A 23526-nucleotide genomic window follows, 5' to 3' on the forward strand; every position below is an offset into this window, starting at 1 on the left:
CATATCAACCCGAGTGAAGCTAGCATCGACTGAAATCATTGTGAGGTGGCGATAAGTTCATATCTTTATCATCACTATATAGATATGGCTTTACACGCCCTATCGAACCCTTACAATGTGCAGCAAATATATTTATCAAGGTTTATCTCTATGTCTATTCAATGGTTTCCGGGTCACATGCATAAAGCCCGCAAAGAAATCGAAGAAGTTATCCCACAGGTTGATGTGATCATCGAAGTATTGGACGCTCGTATTCCGTTCAGTAGCGAAAACCCAATGATCTCTTCACTGCGCGGCGATAAGCCTTGTGTCAAAGTCTTAAACAAACGCGACCTTGCCGATCCGGAACTCACTCAACTTTGGATTGAGCACTTTGAGAAAGAACAAGGCGTTAAAGCGATTGCAATTACCACTAGCGTAAAAGAAGAAGTAAATCACGTAATGGAGCTAGTGCGTAAGCTAGCACCTCACCGTGAACAGATGGGCAAAAACATCCGAACTATGATTATGGGTATCCCAAATGTAGGTAAGTCGACCATCATCAACTGCTTAGCTGGGCGTACAATTGCGGTAACGGGTAACCAACCGGCAGTAACTCGTCGCCAACAACGTATCAACCTACAAAATGGCGTAATCCTTTCTGATACTCCTGGAATCCTTTGGCCTAAAGTGGAAAACCCACATAGTGGTTTTCGCCTAGCAGCAACTGGTGCAGTTAAAGACACAGCAATGGAATACGACGAAGTTGCTTTTTATACAGTTGAATACTTAGCGAAACAGTACCCTAACCTACTTAAAGAACGCTACCAAATTGAAGAGCTACCAGAGTCTGACATTGAATTAATGGAAGCGATTGGTCGCAAGCGTGGAGCACTTCGAGCTGGTGGTCATATCGATATTCATAAATGTTCTGAAATCTTACTTCACGAACTTCGTAGCGGCACTTTAGGTAAAGTAACGCTTGAGCTGCCAGAAATGATCACAAAAGAGCTGATCGAAGTTGAAGCTGCGGCTGCGCTAAAAGCAGAACAACAAATTAAGAAGAAAGAAGAACGTCGTAAGCGTTACTTAAAAAACAAACGCTAATCGCTGTTCTTCACTTTTACTCCTGCCGCTAAGCTATTCACGTTCTATTTCAGTAGAACGTGAATGTTTTCGCTCTACGTTTTTTGATCTAGCTAACATACTGACGAATCAATAGAAACTGCCGTTTACAATCTGAAACACTGTGACATACTACGCAAATTATTGTGTATCAATTTCGGCTAACTTCTTAATGCGCGCTTATTCTGGGTTCAAAAATCAGAGATTTAAAACCTATTTCGATAATGAAATTTATTTGCCGTACGTAAAATCCATCTACATTCCAATCACAATATTTTTTGCGTTTATGATCACCGATTTCATACACTTCGGTGCTGAATGTATCATCCCAGCTCTACTAAGAGCCATAATCGTTATTGCCATGTGGTTTACTGCATCTTACTGCATTAAATACAAGCCCAGCTCGTTACAACAATTAGAAGCGGCTTTCTTAATAATCAGTGCTCTATTTCTAGTTTATGTTGGTCGTTTCGCTATTGAGCTTGGGGATTTTGATTACCAAGGTGGCATCATCATTGTGATGATCTATGTCGGAACCTTCTCAAGGTTGTCAGCGAGTTACAGTATAACCGCGCTCACCTTCATATTTTTAAGCTACATTATTGGTTTATCCCCTTATCTGTACGCGGCTGAACCTAACCATGAAATTGAAACGATTTCTGTTTACATATCCGCCTACATCCTTATAGCGGCGGCGTGCTTAAGACGAGATTTTGAAGTACATAAACGCTTTATTCAATCGGAACAACTGCGAAAACAAGCCATCCAACTGCGTAAACAATCTAGCCAATACGAAGCGCTTTCATATAGAGATGCGCTAACAGGTTGTTATAACCGTCTATATCTTCATCAAGTCATAGAACCCAGTATTAACCGTCAGTTATCCATTACATCAATCATGATCGATATAGACCATTTCAAGTCGATTAACGACACTTACGGACATCAAATGGGTGATATGGTTATCAAAGAATTGGCGAACGAGATTAAACAAAGACTACCGAGCAGCAGTAACTGTTTTAGGTATGGCGGTGAAGAGTTCTTGATCATGGTGCAAGGCGAAACCGAAGCCTCAATCAGATCATTAGTTGGTTCTCTTTTAGAGTCGCCCTCTGACCTTAGATTGGAAGTTACCATCTCAATTGGTGTGAAACATTCGCCTCAAGCTCTTGGGTCTGTTGAGCAACTCATCAACGACGCCGATCAAGCGCTATACATTTCGAAGAAAAACGGTAGAAACCAGATCACTTGGTGCGACTAAACGCACAATCATTAGAAACATCTACCCTAATCAAAAAAGCCCCGAACAATCTAATGCTCGGGGCTTTTATTTTTATTCTTAAGCTTTAAAGGAGCTTTGGTTGAACTTTATTATTTAGTAAGGAACAATTTCACAACGAGAAGCGACTAAGAATACACAGCACTCGCTGTCTTCTGCTCAAGTTCTACGGGAGATTCCCAAGAGATTACTTTCTCGGTCACTTGACTTCCACATGGTGCATTCCAAACCTGTTCCAGTTCTTCTTTTCCACCAATCGCTTGATAAAAAGCAATAGCTTGGTGATTTTCAGACATCACTTCTAGATAAAGTCCCGAATCCGAATAATATTGTTGCAACCACTTAGATAGTTCAGACAACAAGCGCTTGCCTACACCACGGCCACGATAGGCATTATCCACATGTAAAGCATCAATGAACGTACCACGCTCAAAGTTGTGATTGCCAAACGCACAGACAAAACCAACCAGTAAACCACCCTCTTCAAGCAATAATACATGTTGGTTAAAAGGAGGATTAATCAAACGAGTCTGCCAAATAACAGATCTGTCCTCCAAAACATCATTTTCCAAGTAATCATCAGCGAGAATCCCACGGTAATATAGCTTCCAGCTATCCGCATGTAATTGGGCAATCCGCTCATAATCTTTATATTCAGCTACCTTAATTTCCATTTATTAGCCCTTAGTACTTCCATTTCTGACTTGCTACTACATTTCATACTACCTTTATACAATATTTAAGCAAAACATACTAATACACGTTTACACTTTCAATATTGACTTACACGTGTACGCTGATATTCTAGCGTACAGATGTAAGCCCAATGGAAATTTGCTAATGAATAGTGCCGACAAATCATCAACAAAAAAGCCGCCATTAATCTGGCTCAATATTTTTGTATTCTCTTTTAGTATGCTGCTTGCTGTTGTCGCAGCTCCCATTTATGGCTACTTTTTTGGCTATGGTATGGAGCACTGGATATGGCTAGCGATCTGTTTTACTTTCTGCAATCTGTCAATCACTACAGGTTACCACCGCCTCTGGTCACATAAAGCGTTTGAAGCGCATTCAAGCCTCAGGTTTCTATTTGCCTTGGGTGGTGCATTTGCTCTCCAAAATAGCGCACTGCATTGGTCTTCTGATCACCGTGTGCACCACAAACATGTCGACAATAACGACAAAGACCCTTATTCAGCCAAGCGCGGTTTTTGGTACTCACACATCGGTTGGATGATTCGGAACTACAACACTGCGATGTACACCGATTACGAAAACTGTCGTGACCTTAAAAAAGATAAAATCGTGATGTGGCAACATAAGCACTACGTGTTACTTGCTCTTCTCATGAACTTTGGAGTCCCTATCGCATTAGGTGTGATTTACGGCGATGTGATTGGCATGTTGTTAATAGTGGGTGCGGTACGCTTAGTGCTTAACCATCACACAACCTTCTTTATTAACTCACTTGCTCATATCTGGGGTAGCCAACCTTTCACAGATAAAAATACAGCACGTGATAACGGTGTGTTAGCGGTTCTTACTTTTGGAGAAGGCTACCATAACTTCCATCATATCTTTGAAAACGACTACCGTAACGGCATTTACTGGTGGCAATACGATCCCACTAAATGGTTGATTAAAAGCGCTTCATTGATGGGTCTAGCAAGTAAACTTAAGAAAACGCCTCAAGCTCGTATTGAAAAAGCGGAAGCATCAATGCTATTGAAACGCACGCAGCAAAAGATCATGCACCGTGCCGACAAGCAACAAATAGCAGACAAGCTTCAGGAAGAGTTCGATGCACTTGTATCAAATATGAATGAGTACTATGAAGTTAAAAAGCAGCTACTTGAAAGCAAACGTGAAGACGTCGTGAAAAAGTACGAGCATTCAGTACTTAAAGTTCGATACCAGCAGATCAAAATGAATTTTGAACAACAAAAGAGAAATTGGGCAATGACAGTGGAGCAATATGCTTAGTAAAACAATACGCTTAACACCCCAATAACAACGTTGTTTAGTTCTAACTCAAGAGCCCTCATATTACTATGAGGGCTTTTTAATTTACGCTTCTAATTAAATATATGAAATTTTTGTCTTTACTAAAATAACAAAGGTTAGTTCCAAATATCACACTTTCAATGCAACACCATGTCGATCATCAACTTTCATTGTGACAGCTATCACTTACAGAACGATATTCATTCCATAACATTTGCATCCCACAATTCTTTCATGCAATTAGCGGATCCATTTTATGAAATTGTTAAAAACATCTATCGCTTTCGCCATTTCTTCAGCTCTTTTAATTGGTTGCAGCAGCGACACTGATTATGTTCAACCTGAAGAAGTCAAAATCGCAACTTACAACCTGTCTTTTGACCGAACAACCTTTGAAGCTCTTGTAACAGAAATGCAAATCGAACCAAGTGTTCAGGCAACGCTAGTATCCGATTATTTGGATAACACGATTGGTGCTGCAGACAAAGAGACAGCGGCCAAAGTGATTCAGATCCGTAATGTAGCAGCCGTGATTCAAAAGAATCGTCCTGACGTACTTATGATGGCTGAGTTTAACAATGACGGTACTGGCACCGACAAATCGGCGCTAGAAGGCTTCCAGAAAAACTACCTTTCTGTCGCTCAAAGTATTGAAGGTGCAGGCGGCGATGCTAACCTAGAGCCAATCTCATACCCATACTTTGAAAGCTACTCAACCAACACCGGCTTATTGAACGAATTTGGCTTTGATTTAGACAATGATGGTACTCCTGGGACACTACCCGGAGATGCGTGGGGTTTCGGTTTCTACCATGGTCAATACGCGTTTGCTTTGATGTCTAAATACGAAATCGACACGGCAAACACTCGTACATTTCAAGAATTTAAATGGAAAGATCTTGAAGGTTCAACCATCCCAATAATCACAGTGTGTGATGATCCTAGTAAGTTCCCTGTCGGTATGGGTTGTGGCGAAGAGTGGTACACAACTGCTGAGTGGGAAGAAGTTCGTCTATCATCAAAAAACCACGTTGATGCACCGATCCTAATTCCAACTAAAAACGGGACAGAAACCGTTCACTTGCTGATGTCTCACCCTACTCCTCCGGCTTTTGATGTGGGTAAGAACATTGAGCAAAACGCAGCAGAAGTCGACTTCTGGCACCAATACATTCAAAATAAATCGTTCATCTATGATGATTCTGGAAAAACGGGAGGCCTAGAACAAGGCAAGCACTTTGTCATGATGGGTGATCAAAACCTAGACCCAGTAGATGGAGACGGTATTAGTTCTGTAATGCAAGACTTGCACAACGATGCACTGGTTAATCAAGAAGTCACCAATGGTCATTTATACCCGACCAGTTATGGTGCAGCTGAACATGCCGTGGATAAATCGTCATCTCACCCACAACCAAACCGTATCACTTCAACATTTGGACTTGCGGTTGATTACGCTCTTCCATCAGCCACATTAAGTATTATTGAATCTGGTGTTTATTGGTCAGCTTCATATGAAGAAGGACGTCAGTTATTCAATGACTCACGAATTGGTGATTATGGTAACGGTAAAGATGTTTCATCTGACCACCGTATGATCTGGGTAAAAGTAGGCTTTTCAAAGTAGCTGCGTACCACCCCTAAGCTAAAATCATTACTCGATTTTAACTAGCAACAAAAAAGCCCATAGGTCAGAGAACCTATGGGCAAATCAGAGAACATAAACTCTGAGATTTACCAATAAAGCGTTACATTAATGCGCTAATGTCGGGGGGACTAATTAAACGCACGAGCCAATGTGCCGCTCCCTTGATATTGGTAACTGGTTGCGCTGTGGCAAACGAACGCAGACTCACCGGCTTTCAATTTCACGGCTTTCTCTCCGCACATAATTGATACTTCACCTGTCATGCAGAATAAGATTTCTGCACTTCGAACAAACTGCGAACGGCTTTCTCCTTCAACACACTCAAGTACTTCAAAACCAAAGTCGTCGACTGGGATTGCGTAACCTAACTTACCGTCCATTTTAGTCGGCGCCAAACGTAAGTCTTCATGATTGATAGACTCAAATTTGGTGTTATCAATCAGCTCAACCACATCCATGTGCTTAGGTGTTAAACCCGCGCGAAGTACGTTATCTGAGTTCGCCATGATCTCTAAGCCAGTGCCTTGTACATACGCGTGTGGCGTCTCAGCATGCAAGAACATCGCCTCACCCGGCTCTAACTCGATCACGTTAAGAATCAATGGTGAGAACAAGCCGATGTCATCTGAATATTCGTCAACGAAGCTCTTAATCAGATCAAAGGCTTCACGTGCTTTTGCTGTGCGTGGACGTTGTTCCATTGCGATTTTTAGCTCGTTTAACGCGGTTGTTTTCTTTTCTCCAGAAAGGCTCATCACCACAGTAAAGAACTGTTTCAAACCTTGGGATGTTGGGAGAGCTTTAAGCGCGTCTAGATCTTCGTTAAGCGTTACAATGTTCGCCTGTTCAAATAAAGAAATAATTTCTGCAACAGGTCTGAATCCGTTCATCGCTTTGTAGAAAGTCAGCGCGTAAACCAACTCTGGCTTATGGTTGTCGTCGCGGTAGTTTCGGTTCGAAGCACCTAATTCAATACCTAAGTCATTCTCTTTTGAGAAGCCAATCTGTGCTTTATCTCTACGAGGGTGAACCTGTACCGACAGTGCTTTATCTGCTGCCAAAACTTTGAACAAGTAAGGAAGATTACCAAAGCGCTGAACGGTGTAATCACCCAACACTGAGATAGGATCTTTCTTGATCAAATCAGAAAGCAATTCGCCATTCTCAGCAATTTTTGAGCAACCATTTGGGTGAGCACCCATCCAAATTTCAGCTTGTGGCTCGTTGTTTGGATTTTCGATACCAAACAGATCATTCATCGCCACTTGGCTGCCCCAAACATAGTTTTGAATAACGTTATCAAGCTTGAATAGATTAGTTTGCATAGTAATTCTCACTGTTGTCTTTTATTGCTAACTGATCGCCTTTACTTTGCATGGGCGTTGGAGTAGATAAAATTTGTTGGCCTAATTGCAGAGTCGCTGCGACGTTTCGAGAGGTACGAATCAGGTTTTGTTCCGATTCACCAAGCACTTGAGACAAAGACTGAGGAGAACGTACGGTTCCAAACAAGCTAGACATTGAGCCGTAAAGCTTTTCAACCTCTTTACCCAAAGAGCCTGCAATACCAATGGTTGGAATATTCAGTTTTTGAGCGCGCTGAGCTATACCAAAAGGAGTTTTACCTTGCAGGGTTTGGTTGTCCATCTGTCCCTCTCCGGTCACGACCAATGAAGCACCTTCAAGAACCTTATCTGCATCCAAAGCATCTAGTACCATCTCAATACCCGCTTTAATTTGGATATTGAATGCCAGACTTAACCCCAAAGGTGTACCGCCAGCCGCACCAAAACCAGCGGTGTCGCAGTGATTAGTACCCGTATGTGTTTGAGCGATATCGGCAAAGTGATCGATCGCAGTATCAAGTTGTTCAACTTGAGCTTGTGAAGCCCCTTTTTGTGGACCAAACACGGCACTTGCTCCGCTTTCGCCACACAGTGGATTATTCACATCACATGCGACCACGAACGTCACTTCTTTGCATCTAGGGTGCAGTCCATCAAGATCGATGCTTGCTAACTGGCTTAACTCGGCGCCGCCACCAGATAGCTCGTTGCCTTTTTTGTCGAATAACTTGCCTCCCAACGCTTGTAAGATGCCAGCACCCGCGTCATTAGTTGCGCTGCCGCCCAGACCAATGATGATTTGTTCAACACCTTGATCTAATGCATCTTTGATCAATAACCCGGTACCAAACGAAGATGCGATTAGCGGTGCTCTTTCTTCTACTGTTAATCGGTCTAAACCCGATGCTTGAGCAAATTCCACCAAAGCAGTTTTTACGTTGTCGCCATCAACTGTCTGTTCTAAAGATGCCCAGTAAGCCGAGCAATGCCGTCCGATTGGATCCGTCGTTAGCAACTGCTGCTTCTTGCCATTGAGCGCCGCTAACAACACATCTACGGTGCCTTCTCCACCATCGGCGAGTGGCATTTTCACAAACTCTGCGTGAGGGAAAACGTCAGCAAATCCGCGCTCAATACAAGACGCTACTTGATGGGCGTCGAGTGATTCTTTAAATGAATCGGGGGCAATTACAATTTTCATTGTCGTTCACCATTCCCGCCCACTAAGGTGAGCGGGTCATTGAAATTAGAATTTGATTTGGAGTGTTTTCGCTTGGCAAGATGCCAATTCACCAAAAGATAATTCGCCAAAAGACAAGTCACCAAAGGTTTCAATTGCTACATCACCTTCACGAACGCGCTCGTCCATACTTGTCTCTTTCCAGCTTGAAACCGCTTGAGTGAAAGAGATTGAGTCAGATACTGAACCACTTTCTGCTGGGTTGTAGACACGCATGATCAACGCATCTTCGTCTTCAGCTTTCTTAAGCACACTTAATACCGCACCTGCTTGTTGCTTCGATAGCAAGCTGAAGCTCATTGGTAGGTTTTGTTCGCCCACATTCAGCTTCATCGCGTTGTAAGGGATCTTGTTGTAGCATTCGATTTGAGTGACATTGTCACGTGCTTGCGCCATGATGTTCGCGTCAATGTGGTTACCCGAGAAGCCACACAGTGTGAATTTACACACTAACTTGCCGCGCACTTGTGAATCTGGGGTCGGGATCTTGATACCAGAAGGACGCCCCGGACGAAGCAATAGCTCTTCTTTACCCAACACGCCAATACCACGGAATAGTGTCAGTGCGAAGGTATCTCTATTTTCGTCACCTTTAGATGCAATCACTTCAAATTCACGCAGACCATTCGACATAATAGCCATACCCGCTTTGCCGTTTTCTAGCGCAGCAAAGTTCATTAACTGATACACAGGAACCGGTGCTTCTTTCCACTTCTCTTCTTCCCAAACCGCCATTGCAGGGTCATTGGTTGGTCGAGTAATACAACCGAACTGGTTATCTGCTACCACAGTTTCAGAAATAAATGGCGTAGGTACTAATACACGTACACGGTGGTCGTCGGCTTGGTTGTCCAATTCCATACGGACTTCGATGCGGCGAGAACCTTGCTTCAATACCACTTGGCATTGCGCTTCAACGAATCCATTTTGACCCGTGCGTTCTTCACGCTCTGTAAGGTTTGCTGGCACGTTCATGCGGAAAGCGATGTTTGCTACCGATTGGAAACCTTGGTGGTCAATTGATGTTTCTACCGGGAATTCATCAGAGTACAACAGCCACTCTTGACGAGATGGAGAGTAATCGTACTCATCGCCGTCATCAGAACCATCTTCTAAACGAAGTGCTTGGTCGAATACTTGCTCTGTCTCTTTATCGAAAATAGTCAGAGTACCGTTGTCGTTTACATTAATTCGGTAGTATTCGTTCTCTAGCAAGTAGTCTTTCTGCTCTGCGACTTTAACTGCGCCCTTCTCATTACCTTGGATGTGTAACGTGGTGAAACCCATCGCTGGCACAGTGCGTTTGATTTGAATATCAAACTCCATGAAAGGGTCGTAGTTGCCGTAGTGAACGATTTGACGATCTACTTTACCTGGGTCGATTTGGCGCTTGTCTTGGATGAAGTATTCAACTGGGTTTTCGTTTTCATCAAAGATAGAAAATTCTTGAGCACGGATAGTGATGGTTGTGTTCACCACTTCTTCACGCTCATACGGAGAAAGGTTAAACATCGCCAGTTTGTCGCAACCTTCGCGATCCGGCATATGGTCAACGATTTTACGTTTATAGAAGTGGATTAGGTTTGTCGCCATGTCGTCCGCAAGGATGTAACGGTTTAGGATTTCAGCGTGTACCTTGTCTGAACAACAGCAACCAATAGAGTCATGAGCATGGTTCTTCATGCTCTCTTTCCACATTTTCTCAATCAAACCGTGGTGATATTCGAAACCTAATGTCCAAGCGATAGACGCTAGAGGTTCTAGGATGTTTACAATCTTGTTTTCGATTTCCGCATGGATCAGTTTGATGTCCATACGTGTTGACGAAATCGTGCGGTGAACACGCATGTATTTACCGTCGTTGAATTCGCCTTTGATTGTGTCGAGTTGGTCGCGCGCTGCTTCTACTTTCTCGAATACTTCTTCAAAGCGACTCATTGAGAACTCGCGATCTGGGTAGATTTCGCGAAGCTTGTCCATTACTTCAAAGATATCTTTTTGAATCGGCATTTGATCGTGGCCGTTCGGTAGCAAGATATCTTTAGTCACCGATGGCTTTTCTAGCACTGGGAAGTACTTATCTAAACGAGCACGCAAGCCTTCTTCGTCTTGTGGAAGGTATTTACCAATCGCGTAACCTAGCGGAAGCACTTGTGCCACCACTTCACTGCCGTCATTAGACTGCCATAAGAATTCTGTTTTGTTTGTGCCATGACGCTCTGAACAACCACGCCAGAACATTGCACGCGTGATGTCGAAGCCGTTGTAGATCATTGGCAGCTGTGAGCTCATGCTGAATGAATCTGGTAGGTAACCAATCTTCATTGCATCGCCAAACTTCATGCAGTCACGAATACCATACATCATGTTACGTACAATTGACTCACCAGAAACTTGCATTGTGTCGGTTTGAGAATACCAAGGGCCAATAATTAACTTGCCCGCTTCAACCAATGCTTTTACGCGCTCTGTGTTTTCTGGTTTGATTGCAAAGTAATCTTCTAGAACGGCGGTTTGACCATCTAGAACGTAATATTTGTATTCTGGATCGCTCTCCAGACGGTTCATGATTTCTTCCATGTTGTTCACAAGAAGAATACGAGACTCTTCTGTTGTGAAATACCATTCACGATCCCAGTGCATGTGAGGAGTAATGTGTACGCGTGATGTAGTCATAATCATTTACCTAAATGTGTCGCTTCGAGTAAAACTAAAGTTCGAACCCAAACACGACTAAATTAAAGTTTTTCAAGGGGTTAAAATTGGCTGCCACTAAATTTAGGGTGCAGAAAACCACGCCCAGAATCTGTGTGAATAAAACCGTTAGGAGCACAGGCATTTAGGACAGCCAAGTTGTTCGTTATTTTTTATACGGTGTTTTAATTGCGAGCTAGAAGCTAGCTCAAAATTCAGTTAGTTCTGTGTTGCAGTACTTGCTTCAAACTTACCCTTTTTTACAGCGTGACCACGCCACATCAGAAGAGTAACAGTTGAAATCACTGTGCCGACAATCGCAGCACCGAACCAGATTGCAGCAGCAGAGAATGCGCCCAAACCTGAATCGTGTAACAAGAAGATAGAGAAGATACCTGCACCCGGAGTCGATAGACCAATACCTGCCGCGCCAACCATCGCACCTGTAACCACTGATCCTAGTAAGAATGAGCCGATTACACGGATTGGATCTTCAATCGCCATTGGGATTGCACCTTCGGTAATACCCGCAAGGCCAAGTAGCCATGTCGATTTACCGGTTTCAATCTCAAAGTCTTTGAATAGGCGTGGAGCAATCATGGTTGAAGCCGTTACAGTGAACGCCGATACCATTTTTACTGAACCAAAGATTGCGTAAGGGCCATAAACACCGTTCGCCATCGCACCTAAACAGAATGCGTAAGCGGCTTTGTTTACCGGACCACCTAAATCGAATGACACAAACAGACCAAGAATCGCACCCAATAACAGCGCATTGGTGCCTGACATACCGTTCAACCAATCCGTTAGACCTTGGTTTAGGAACGCTACCGGTTTACCGATAACAAATAGCATCAAGCTACCCGCTACCAAAGTACCAATCACAGGGTAAAGGTAGAAAGTAAGGAATCCGTTAAACGCAGGACCTAAGCGAACATGCTCTTTTACCCAACGCATCACATAACCAGCAATCAAACCACCAACAACACCGCCTAGGAAACCAGAGCCAATGATGTTTGCTGCAATACCTGCGGCAAAACCAGGGCCAAGTGCGGGCTTGTCTGCTAGTGAATAAGCTGTGTAAGCCGCCAGTACTGGCACCATCAATGTACCCAGTAGGCCGCCACCTAGTTTGCGATACATCCATAGCCAAGAATCTTTTGTTGCGTAAAGATCTTGCAGGTCAAAAATTTGTGCGATAAGAACAGCAACCGCAAGAACAGTACCACCAGCAACGATAAGAGGAACCGCGTAAGAAATACCAGAAAGCAGTGCTTGTTTAAGCTCAGTTTTCAGTGGCAACTTTTTAGGCTTGTTGTCAGTAGCCACTGTGCGTTCTGCACCATTACCTTTTTTCGACTCTTCAATCGCTTCATTAAGAATGCGCTCACCGTGTTTAATCGGTTCTGCAACTGGTGTTTCAACACGAGGAATGCCGTTAAAGCGCTCAGATTCTTTAATCGCAACTTCAGCAGCAAAAACACACGCCACAGCATTGTTAAGTTGTTCCGCAGTTAAGCGATCTTCAATACCGTTTGCGCCCTGCTTTTCAACATGAACCTTGTAGCCAAGCTTTTTTCCCGCTTTTTCTAGGTACTCAGCCGCCATATAGGTGTGAGCAATGCCTGCTGGGCAAGCAGTAACACATACAATTGTCGGCGCATTTGTATCTAATTTGTCTTGTTTTTCTTCTTGTTGATTGTCGCCATCAAGAAGCGCAAAGATTTCTTCAGCGGTTGTCGCTTTTAATACAGCTTCGCGAACATCGTCATCAACCAATGTAGTTGTCAATGCAGTAAGCAGATGCATGTGGGTAGAACCCGCTTCTGCATTTGGAATCGCAATTAGGAAGATAAGATTTACATCTTCGTCTTCATCCAAGCCTTTCCATTTCATGTCTTCTTTAAGAGTTGCTACAGCGAAGCCAGCTTCTTTAACCGCGTCAGCCTTACCATGCGGTACTGCTAAGCCTTCGCCAAGCGCTGTCGGGCCTTGCTCTTCACGAGCAAATACTGCATCAAGGTACTCTTGCTTGTTATGCAGTTTGCCTTGCTGATCCAGTTGGTCAGCAAGTGCGTAAATCGCTTCTTCTCGACTGCTAAACGTAGTTTGCAGATTTACGAGCGACTTATTCGTTAGAGTAGTAAGTTTCATAACCTTTGTCCCATAGTCACGGATTAGTACGACAGTCGTCCCTGCCGACGATAGTGATAATACAACTTCAAGACATTTAATCCGTGATCACGATCTCACCAATACATATTTGTATTTAATTTGTATTTAAATCGTATTGGTAAATCCTTTAAGAAAGCTTGTTATGTATCGTTTAATTTGTATTATATGTACTACAAAACGCCGATACGACGCTCACACTAACCTTTAAAACAAGGCTTATATAGAGCAAATTTACGTATTTAAGGTACAGGTTGTTAATCAAAGTCTAGTTGTTCTAGCGCACAAACGAGGCAAAAATGGCAAGACTCCCGATGTATCGCCAAATCGCAGATGCAATAAGAGAAAAGATCAGTTCTGGTGAGTATAAGGTTGGAGAAGCACTCCCAACAGAAGCGCAACTGCGTGAAGTTTTTTCTGTAAGCCGTGTAACGGTTAGACAAGCGCTCAAGCTCCTGATCGAAAATGATGAACTCGAAAGCGTTCAAGGCAGCGGCACTTATGTCAAAGAGAACAAAATCAATTACGACATTTACAAACAGTCGAGCTTTCAAGAAAAGTGGGCGCATTTGGATGTGGTTACACACAGTGATGTTCTAGCCTTTGAAATGAAGCCCTGTTCTTTGGCGATGTCTGAACATCTAGATATTAAAGAAGGCGAATTAGTTTTCTACGTAAAGCGTGTTCGCTTCATAGACAACAATCCAATCACGGTTGAAGAAACTTGGTTACCTGTTGCCCTATTCCCAGATCTCACCTATCAAGTGATGCAGACATCAAAGTACGACTTTATTGAGAACACCAAAGGCATGGTGATTGATAGAAGTGAGCAAGAACTGGTGCCGATTCTTCCGCCTGAAGACGTTGCTAAACAGTTAGGGATTGACCCAACTCAGCCTATCATTGAAAAACGTACTCGAGGTTACCTCGCCAATAACACGGTGTTCGAGTACAGCCGTAACTACTTCACATCTAACGATTACAGATTTACTTTGGTCGCAAGACGCCAGAGATAATACTCATCAGCAAGTTTCTATAACAGTAGATGACCAACACAGAGAGCGCCTTGTTCTCTGTGTTTCTGTGCTGTTATCTCAATCATAAACCTAACTTTCTCCCCAAAATATTCCTAAACCAATATCAAGCAACCTCACGAAAGATCATTCACGTTCATTTAAATACTGTTCGCGCACTTTGAACATAAACTAAGCGCCAAATGACAAGAACAACAGTCGACAGGAATGTAGATGAATACCAAACAACTTGAGGACGCTGTAAGTGAAGTGACCTTGTTCAACCAGCACCTGCACTTAATCCAATCCGTGCATACCATTCCGACCCCAAAAATGAATTGGGAGTCGATTGCGATAGAACCTGCACCAGTAATGCCAACAGTTCGATTCGATCATAAAGTCAAAGCCATAGAAGCGCTTGATGAATACAAACCATACTGGCTAGATATTCTGTTGGGTAACAAGTCTAAGTTTCACACCCTCACAAGCAATGTCGAGCGAGCAGCAGAAAAAGACATAGAGCAATATAAAACGGAATTTGTACATTGGGTTCAGAACTACAGCTACTGGGTAAAAAGTAATCAGTTATCGAAAGGCGTTTTGAATAACGATAGCCAAGCAAAGTTGTCTGCCCTTTCTAAAGCTCAGCAAAACCTGATGAACGTAGCGGTGGTCGACACCAAACTGATTAACCATAACTTCAATACCTATAAGAATGGTCACCTGTTAGAAATCAACATTCAGGTTAATAAGCACAACGTGATCCCTAAAGAAAAAAAGGTATTGTGCCAAGGCGAAGTAAAGCTTGAAACGATGTCTCTTTATGAAAGCAATACCTTATATCGTGAGTACGTGTGCAGCTGTATTCTTAAATGTGCGCAAGATGCTTTCAATGTCTTACCCGAGACGAGCGTCTTGGTCAACGTTGAACAGATTTCAGCAGATCAATCGAGCGAAACCATCGTTTCATGCCATGTAGAACAAGGACTACTCGAGTTCTTATTAATCGAAGACGATAAACCCTCTGAGACACTTGAATTCTTTGTCCACATTGAAGATTTTAATCCTCATCGAGGTAATGGGTTCTCAGCGATAAAAACGATCTTTTCGCCTTTGCCTATTGCGTCGTAACTCACTCGCATTTTCGATTCAATCATTGACGACTCTTCACGACTAACCTTGCGTTCATCGTGTTCAATCACCTTATATACCAAACCATTATGTCGACACACGCTATCTCACAAACAACGCGCCCATTAACCAACACAGTTTCATACACACGATCCTTAATAAAGCTACCTTTAGTTCTAATCGCTATCTCTATGCCCGTATTTGCCGAAGAAGTTGAAGAAGTAGAACTCGAGGGCGACATCGTATTAAGCGAAGGTTCTGACTTACAAGAAGAAGCTCAAGCATCCCCTTTTACAACCCTGACTAAACTCGGGTTTATCTACTCACAAAACACCAGCTCATCTTTGTCGATCAACTCTGGAATCTCTGTTGGATACAAAAAAGAGAACTGGGGCCAACGAGTTCAGTTTGATACCTACTATACCGATGCTGAAAACGATGAAGACGGCACCAATCGCTATACCACCAACTATGGCATCAGCTATGACTTGAACGAAGTCACCTATTTGGTCGCGACAACACGTTTTGAACACGACCACTTTGGTACTTATCGTAAGCAATTTATAACGGCTACAGGATTGGGTCGCCACTTTTATGATACTGAAAGAATCAAACTTCAAGGCTCTGCTGGTCCGGGTTACCGAATCAGTCAACGCCAATCCTCCGATGAAGAGTTCCCGAACAAAGAGAACTATGAACTGATCGTGAATGCCAGTGTTGATGGCTCTTTGACGATCACAGAAACGTTTTCTATGGGGGCAACGGCTAACATGGCTTACGGTGAAGAGAACACCAATTACAACCTCAAAGGCTATCTAAAGAACATATTGATGGGCAATTTAGCTCTGACTTTTGATACCGAATACATCTACAACACCACTGTCGCATCAGACCAAAGTAACGCCGAAATCTACAGCTCAATGAACCTCAACTACGATTTCTAAATTACGCTTCCCCATCGAACATGCAAAAGGATTTGCATGATCGTTCAGAGAATCATTACTAAGCCGTATACGAAAACCAACCTCATTGACTCTAGCTCTAGCTCCATAACTAGAAAAATTGTATTGAGATGTGTTTTTGGGATCGGTAGCTCAAAGCTCTGTCAACAAAATGTAAAACCGCTCTTTAGCCAATGAAAACCTCATGGTTTATCGATAAAGTTTGCTCACCTTTTGTATTACAAATTATTTTTATGTTCAACTATCAACAACCTTTAAAATACCTCAAAGTTGCTGCGTTTATCTCTAGTGGATTATTACTCGCTGGCTGTGAAGCTAATGCTAAAAGCGAACAAGCAGAGCTTAAAACATGCACAGATTGCAATTGGAACATCGAGCAATGGAAAATCACCCTTCCAGTTAGTGGTGACGATTACTACAACAATGGCCGTAGCAGCGCAGCCGAGCTCATTCCCCAAGAATGTAATGGTAAAGAGTACTTAACCAACGACACTCATCTTCCTTGGTTCTCTCGTGAGTCTGTTAATGGCGAAGAACGTCTAAAATTCACCGTTGATCTTGGTGGTCAAGTTTCAACTACAGCAAACACAAAATACGCTCGTTCGGAACTTCGTGAATTGTATAAGTTCAATACCGAAAATCGATGCAGCACTAAAGACCAAAACTGGGCGGTAACAGGGACACATGAACTTAAAGCGACAGTGAGCGTTGATCAGTTCCCGAATAAAGACGTGACAGGCAGTGACCCAAAAGTCGTTCTCGGCCAAATTCATGGTAAAGACATTAAACAAGCGCTAGTGAAATTGCAGTGGGATGGTGAAAATAAGCCGGTACGTGTTGTTCTGAACGATTCATTTCTACCAGGAAACAAAATGTGTAGCGACTGTCAGCCATTCAGTGTCAACCTAGGAGTCGCACCTGCAAACCTGGATTGGGATTACACGATTCGCCTCGATGAGCAAGGTATTTACCTTTCAACACTCATTAATGACGAATTATCAGAGCGCTTCTTACCTTGGGGCATCGAAACAGAAGATCGTGATGGTAACAAGGTTACGTTGTCAAAAGCATGGTTAAAGGAAGAGTACTACTTTAAAGCCGGTCTTTACGCCCAAATAAAGCCTTCAAGAGAGTTTGCTGGTCAAGTATTCTCGGTTAGCTTTTCGAAGATCAATATTGATCATAGATAGAATGTCACCCCATCAGTTGTGTCTAAAATCACTACTGATACTTGAAAACGGCGTGTGGGTATCTCATCCATACGCTGTTTTATCACTGATACGCCCACGACATCGCAACTCGCTAAGTTAAACTTGCGTTCAAATGACCTCGCCTAAGCAAGGACTGAAAGCTTCTTAAAGTAACCCCTCCTTCACGCTGATTATATAGAAAACGTTAATTCTGTTTTGCCCAGCGGCCCGTTTATCTACAAACCTTGGTGTAATAGATTGGTTGCAAGCAAACAAAAGGAGCGAACACATTATGTTATCTAATCAACTAGAGCGCGCACGTGCCATCGATTTACCAACACGAGAAGCGATGCTTCAACGAGCTCCTTCTGTACAACAGTTTTGGGACAACAATAAGGGCTTGTTCAGCGAGGCTTGGAAAGAATGGGAAGCAAGCGCGGAAGGCAGTCAATTGGGTTTCGACGATTCGCTGTTAGATGCCCGCCTGCGTGAAGCTGTTAGAGAAGCTTGGCAAGATCCAGAGAAAGAAATCGCGGTAAAAGACTTACTCGAAGAGATCTCTCCTGGGGTGTTTAAGTTTCAGTTCTTTGATGCTGAACGTCTCGCTGAGTTGCGTGATTACTTGGAAGCGGTCTCTAACGCTCAAATCCCGCTGCGCCCACCATACGGCATAGTGCTTAACCGTGGTGGAGCAATGTTAGACAGCCGATCTGAAGGTTATTTAGCCGCGCCAAGTTTCCAAGCGTTTTACCGAGATTTACTCGACAGTTACATGCGCCCTATCGCTCGCTTATTGTTCCCTGAAATCATGGGTTACGATACGCAAACTTTTGGGTTCTCGATTCAGTATCAAGCGAACAAAGATACCTCTTTACGCCTGCATACTGATGCGTCTTCTGTCACGCTCAACATTAATATAAATATGCCAGATGAAGAGTTTTCAGGGTCAGAACTTAACTTTTATGATCCTGCTACGGGTAAGATGAACGAAACGACATTCACACCCGGTGTCGCTATGATTCATAGAGGAAACGTTGCCCATGCGGCACTGCCGATAACAAGTGGTGAACGTTCGAACTTGGTATTGTGGTTGTATGGCGACCGTGGACAGATTCCACAGCACAACTCAGGGTTGGAATCGGTAGACGCTCATCAGCGTTGGACTGTCCCTACGATTGTGCCTGATAACTTTGCTCCATTCTAGATAAGTACGCTCTGTTTTAATCGGTTCGATTAGGATTAGCTTATTCAGACGGCTAATACAGTAAATAACAAAGCGCCCACCATAATATTGGTGGACGCTTTTTTGTATCTTCAATTACGTTAATCGTAATCGATTAGCCAGATTAGGCTGGTTTAGTTCTCAATCGAGTCAACAAATCCATTTGCTTTAGGTTCGCCATACCGACATACGCGACAGGCACTAAAAACAATGAGAAGAAAGTTCCGACCGATAAGCCACCGACCAACACCAAACCAATATTGATGCGACCCAATGAACCCGGGCCATCCGCCAATGCCAATGGCAATGAACCGAGGATCATCGTCAGTGAGGTCATCAAAATTGGACGTAACCTTGAACGCGCACTGCTGATCGCCGCTTCTTTCGCACTCGCGCCAGATTTACGTTTCTCGTTGGCAAACTCCACCAGCAAAATACCGTGTTTGGTCACGAGACCAACCAGTGTCAGCAATCCTATCTTCGAGTAAATATTGAGGCTTTGACCAAATACCGAAAGCGTCAAAATCGCGCCCACAATACACAATGGAACCGTCAGCAAGATGATCATCGGGTCAACAAAGCTTTCAAACTGCGCCGCCAAGATCAAGAAGATGAAAATCAACGCCAATACGAACAGCACTTGTGCGCCCGCGGTTGAATCAACCAGATCTTTAACTACGCCATTGAACTCGTAGCTCTGAGCAGGTTTCAACAGGCTTGGTACCGTGTCATCAATGTATGCCTTCACGTCGCTCGCCGTATATCCGGGCATCAAGTCCGCGGTGATTTCAGCGCTGTCTTTACCCATGAACGTCTTGAAGTTAGATTCCGATGTCACTTGTTTGATTGATACAAACTGAGATAAAGGAAGCCTTTGACCCGACTGTGAATCCACATACAACTTATCGAGCACCTTGAAATCACCAAGATCGATTCGGTTTACTTGAACTTGAATTGGGTATGTATAACCGTCGTCCGCTTGCAAATCTGCGGCTTTAACAGAACCAAGGAAAGTCGATAACGCATTGGTTACGTTACCGTAATCAACACCAGACAATACAATCGCATTGCGATCAATCGACAAGTCATAACGTAACTGGTCACGCAGCATTGAGTTCTTAATGTTGGTCACGCCCTCGTAATCCTCAATCGCCTTAACGACTTCGCTCGCGGTTTCAGACAACACAGTGGTATCACGGTTAACCGTCGTCAGTTGAAGGATCATGTTGGTTGCAATGTTCAAGTTATCTGCTGAGCGAACCTTGAAAGACATCCCGTAGGCAGAGACTGAGCTTTGTGCCTTAGCGATAAACTCGTTTACCAATTCATCCGCTGACTGATCACGTTCACCCCAAGGTTTCAAAAGAACGTGATTGGTCGGTGTACCTTCGATATACGACAAATTCGCTTCTACTGAACTATCACCTTTGAACACATTGTTAAGTTGCGCGTTGTTATCTAGATGGTATTGACGGCCAACACCTGTTGGTGGTGTAGAGGTCACCTCAACAAAACCGGTATCTTCCGTTGGAAGCAATACTTGAGGCATTGTCCAAACCGCTAAGGCCGATAAAGCGATCAGCACTAAAGCAATACCACTCATCAGAGCCTTACGATCAAACCATTTGCCTAGCTCTTTGGTGTATAAATCCGATAACACATTCAGTTTCGCATCAACCTTTTGATACCACTTCGCCGGAGTTGATACTGGCTTCATTAAGTAAGCACTCATCATTGGTGAGAGCGTTAACGCCACAAATCCAGAGATGATCACCGCTGCTGCAAGCGTGAACGCAAACTGCCTGAATAGATCGGCGGTTAGGCCTGCCATCAAGCCAATTGGTAAGTAAACAACCGACAAAGTTAGCGTCATCGCAATCACCGGGAAGACGATCTCTCGACACCCTTTAATTGCAGCGTTGAATGGGGTTTCACCCTCTTCGATATGACGGTAGCAGTTTTCAGCCACAACAATCGCATCATCAACCACCAAACCAATGGCGAGAATGATAGCGAGAATCGTCAGTACGTTGATACTAAACCCAAGTAAATGCATGACGGCAAATACGCCTATCACACACACTGGGATGGTGATGATCGGGATAGAAGCGACTCGAAAAGAGCCAAGGAACAGAACCACAACCGCTGAAACCAGAACAATCGCCTCAACTAAAGTCATAAACCCTTCGTCAATTGCAGCTTTAATGAAATTCGCTTGGTTGTAGACCATCTTCATCTCAATGCCTTCTGGCAACTGAGGCTGAATCACATCGATTTGTTTCTTAACTTTATTCGCTACTGTGACTGGGTTTTCACTTTTTAGCGGTAACACCTGAATCGACATTGCTAAGTTGTCATCGACTCGAAGAATACTCGGGGTTAAGCTTTCTTCTCCCATTTTAACTTCTGCAATATCGCCGACACGAATGATCTTGCCGTCATCAACACGGACCACCAAGTCTCGTACATCATCAACACTGGTCACTTGATTGACTGGGTTGATTGAGAAATCTCTTACCTGACCTTTGATGGTACCCGCTGTAAACGTCGCATTGTATGAACTTAATGTACCTACCACGTCTGATGCGCTCATATTGAGCGCCATCATGCGATCCGGTTGCAACCAAACTCGCACCGCTTTTTCGCTGCCACCATACGGTCCCCAAATGCCACCCACACCTTGAATATGCTTAAATTGAGGCACGACTTGCTGGCTAATGTAGTCGTACATATCTTGCTTAGACATCTTGCCAGTATTCACAAACGTGATGATGTTACTCGGCATACTGGTGTCAGAAGAGTCATCCGTGACCGTTGGCTTATCCGTCATGCTCGGCGGGAAATCACCAATCGCTTCGACGCTGCTGCGCAGGTTGTTCATCAAGCTGGTGTATTCGACATCATTAATGTCATCTTCAAAGATGATTTTTAGATTACACGTGCCCTCCTGACAGTCCGTCGTCATGGTTTTCACGCTGTCGAGGCCCGTTGCTGCGGTAATAAGCTTATCTGCCACATTGCGTGACATGAACTCAGCGCTCGCGCCGTTGATCGCCGCGGTTACAGTCGCCGACGGTGTTTTATGTTCTGGGAAATATTGGATCGAGAGCTTTTGAAATGACAGTAGGCCAAATAAGACAATTGCGATACTCAGAACTGATGCAAATACAGGGTGCTTAATACAAATCTCAGGAAGCTTCATTCAGATTCTCCTTCGTTACAGCTTCCTTGCTTAGTGTGTCCTTACTGTGAGTTTCGCTCGATGAATCCTCAACAGTCGCACGGGTCTCTGCTTGCTCGCTGTTTTCCTTGATCGCTTCGTCTACACCTTTCGATGCTTCCGTCCAATCAACCGAGGGTTCAATCGGATGTGGTTCATCCACCTGCGTTACGGTCTTTTCTACTTTAGGTTCAGCGATCTGTTGAGCGTTCTCTTTGCTTGTCGGTTCAGTTACTAGCTCAACGGTTTTCTGCTCAGCATTTGGGTTCATGACCTTAACTAACGACGCTTTCTTGAGGTTCTGTTGTCCCGTCACAACGACGTTATCGCCAAGCTTCAAGCCTTTCTCTACTACAACGTAACCATCGTTAGTATTCACACCTAATTCGACAATGCGTTGATCGATCTTTTCACCATTCACGACCCAAACAAAGCGCTCTGTATCTTTGGCTTGAACGGAGTTTTGAGAAACCACCATCTGCGTTGAATCTTCGCTGGTCATCTGACTTACTTTGGCAAACATACCCGGAACTAAGCGATGCTCTGGGTTAGTCACGTGCGCGTGCACCTCTACACGACCTGAGCTTTCGTCCACCGCTGGCGCAATGTAATCCACCCCGCCAGAAAACGCTTCATCAACAAATGCATCAACTTGGATGGAAACATTCTGCCCAAGCTTTGCGTTGCCCAAATCCGACTGTCCAATGGAATACTGAACTTCAACAGGATCGAGTTTGATCAAACTGACCAACGCGGTTGCGCTATCAATCTTACTGCCCACTGAGTGAGTGAAGTTAGTTAGCTGCCCATCAAATGGCGCTACCAATAAATAGTCATTCATCAGCGCTTCTTTCTGACGGAAATCAGCTGCGGCTAGGTTCGCCTGTTCGCCCAGTTCTTCCACATCTTGTTGAGACATCGAGTCAGGCTGTTTCTTTAGTAATTCTTGTACACGCTTTAATTTCGACTTTGCTAACGCTAGAGAGCTTCTTGCTTTGTCTAAATCGGCTTTCGCTTTGGTATTGTCCAACTGGGCGATCAGTTCGCCTTTTTTAACTGGATCTCCATCTTTGAAATGGATATTAAGAATTTTGTCGGAGGCACTAAATGTCAATGCAGCAGAATCCGTTGCCCTGATTTTCCCAACCTCGTTGATTGAAGAAGTGAATGCTTGTTTGTGAACTTTTTCGATAGTCACAGGAATTAAGTTTGAGTCTTGGGCAAACGATGGAGAGATATGTAAGGCAAACAGTGCCAAACAGATTGTTTTACTAAGCTTTGTAAATTTCATTTTTAATAAC

General features: G+C 43.7%; 16 protein-coding genes. 9 read left to right on the top strand and 7 right to left on the bottom strand.

What is annotated here, in order from left to right; translation table 11 throughout:
• The first annotated feature begins 150 nt into the window (after window positions 1-150).
• Both ylqF and OCW38_RS18610 read left to right on the top strand, forming a co-directional pair.
• Window positions 151-1086: a ribosome biogenesis GTPase YlqF gene (gene ylqF / locus OCW38_RS18605; protein ID WP_010430008.1), complete on the top strand. Its 936-nt coding sequence runs from the start codon at window positions 151-153 to the stop codon at window positions 1084-1086.
• A 253-nt stretch (window positions 1087-1339) separates the two neighbouring features.
• Window positions 1340-2365 (top strand): GGDEF domain-containing protein, encoded by a 1026-nt coding sequence (locus OCW38_RS18610; RefSeq protein WP_010430010.1) that lies wholly within the window; start codon window positions 1340-1342, stop codon window positions 2363-2365.
• Window positions 2366-2511: 146 nt separating this feature from the next.
• Here OCW38_RS18610 and OCW38_RS18615 read toward each other — a convergent pair whose 3' ends face one another.
• Window positions 2512-3057: a GNAT family N-acetyltransferase gene (locus tag OCW38_RS18615; protein ID WP_010430012.1), complete on the bottom strand. Its 546-nt coding sequence runs from the start codon at window positions 3055-3057 to the stop codon at window positions 2512-2514.
• Window positions 3058-3223: 166 nt separating this feature from the next.
• On the opposite strand from OCW38_RS18615, the gene OCW38_RS18620 reads away from it, so the two are divergent.
• Both OCW38_RS18620 and OCW38_RS18625 read left to right on the top strand, forming a co-directional pair.
• Complete coding sequence (locus tag OCW38_RS18620) at window positions 3224-4366, top strand: acyl-CoA desaturase (protein ID WP_010430014.1); 1143 nt, start codon at window positions 3224-3226, stop codon at window positions 4364-4366.
• A 277-nt stretch (window positions 4367-4643) separates the two neighbouring features.
• Window positions 4644-6014, top strand: a complete 1371-nt coding sequence (locus OCW38_RS18625; protein ID WP_016768096.1) for an endonuclease/exonuclease/phosphatase family protein — start codon at window positions 4644-4646, stop codon at window positions 6012-6014.
• Between the two features lie 149 nt (window positions 6015-6163).
• Here OCW38_RS18625 and manA read toward each other — a convergent pair whose 3' ends face one another.
• From manA to mngA, 4 genes are all read right to left on the bottom strand, one after another.
• A complete protein-coding gene (gene manA / locus OCW38_RS18630; RefSeq protein WP_010430016.1) occupies window positions 6164-7360 on the bottom strand; it encodes a mannose-6-phosphate isomerase, class I in 1197 nt (398 codons plus the stop codon).
• Window positions 7350-8582, bottom strand: a complete 1233-nt coding sequence (locus tag OCW38_RS18635; protein WP_016768097.1) for a glycerate kinase — start codon at window positions 8580-8582, stop codon at window positions 7350-7352. Before OCW38_RS18635 ends, manA begins: the two co-directional genes overlap by 11 nt.
• A gap of 45 nt (window positions 8583-8627) precedes the next feature.
• A complete protein-coding gene (gene mngB / locus OCW38_RS18640) occupies window positions 8628-11297 on the bottom strand; it encodes a mannosylglycerate hydrolase (RefSeq protein ID WP_016768098.1) in 2670 nt (889 codons plus the stop codon).
• A gap of 237 nt (window positions 11298-11534) precedes the next feature.
• Complete coding sequence (gene mngA, locus OCW38_RS18645) at window positions 11535-13469, bottom strand: PTS 2-O-a-mannosyl-D-glycerate transporter subunit IIABC (protein WP_010430022.1); 1935 nt, start codon at window positions 13467-13469, stop codon at window positions 11535-11537.
• A 317-nt stretch (window positions 13470-13786) separates the two neighbouring features.
• On the opposite strand from mngA, the gene OCW38_RS18650 reads away from it, so the two are divergent.
• The 5 genes from OCW38_RS18650 to OCW38_RS18670 all read left to right on the top strand — a co-directional run bounded on the left by OCW38_RS18650 (window position 13787) and on the right by OCW38_RS18670 (window position 18987).
• Window positions 13787-14503: a GntR family transcriptional regulator gene (locus OCW38_RS18650; protein ID WP_010430026.1), complete on the top strand. Its 717-nt coding sequence runs from the start codon at window positions 13787-13789 to the stop codon at window positions 14501-14503.
• 231 nt (window positions 14504-14734) lie between these two features.
• Entirely contained in the window at window positions 14735-15631 is an 897-nt protein-coding gene (locus tag OCW38_RS18655) for a hypothetical protein (RefSeq protein WP_010430029.1), read from the top strand.
• Window positions 15632-15822: 191 nt separating this feature from the next.
• Window positions 15823-16575, top strand: a complete 753-nt coding sequence (locus OCW38_RS18660; protein WP_010430032.1) for a DUF481 domain-containing protein — start codon at window positions 15823-15825, stop codon at window positions 16573-16575.
• A gap of 191 nt (window positions 16576-16766) precedes the next feature.
• Window positions 16767-17783 carry a polysaccharide lyase family 7 protein gene (locus OCW38_RS18665; protein ID WP_016793384.1) on the top strand — a complete coding sequence of 339 codons (1017 nt, stop codon included), beginning with the start codon at window positions 16767-16769 and terminating at the stop codon, window positions 17781-17783.
• A gap of 292 nt (window positions 17784-18075) precedes the next feature.
• Complete coding sequence (locus OCW38_RS18670; protein WP_016793386.1) at window positions 18076-18987, top strand: 2OG-Fe(II) oxygenase family protein; 912 nt, start codon at window positions 18076-18078, stop codon at window positions 18985-18987.
• 142 nt (window positions 18988-19129) lie between these two features.
• On the opposite strand, the gene OCW38_RS18675 is transcribed toward OCW38_RS18670, so the two are convergent.
• Both OCW38_RS18675 and OCW38_RS18680 read right to left on the bottom strand, forming a co-directional pair.
• On the bottom strand, window positions 19130-22207 hold the full coding sequence (locus OCW38_RS18675) for an efflux RND transporter permease subunit (protein WP_065612459.1): 3078 nt from the start codon (window positions 22205-22207) through the stop codon (window positions 19130-19132).
• Window positions 22194-23516, bottom strand: coding sequence for an efflux RND transporter periplasmic adaptor subunit (locus OCW38_RS18680; protein WP_065099669.1), 1323 nt, complete (start codon window positions 23514-23516; stop codon window positions 22194-22196). Before OCW38_RS18680 ends, OCW38_RS18675 begins: the two co-directional genes overlap by 14 nt.
• Between the last annotated feature and the right edge of the window lie 10 nt (window positions 23517-23526).

The sequence above is a fragment of the Vibrio cyclitrophicus genome, assembly GCF_024347435.1.
In the GTDB taxonomy this organism is placed as follows: domain Bacteria; phylum Pseudomonadota; class Gammaproteobacteria; order Enterobacterales; family Vibrionaceae; genus Vibrio; species Vibrio cyclitrophicus.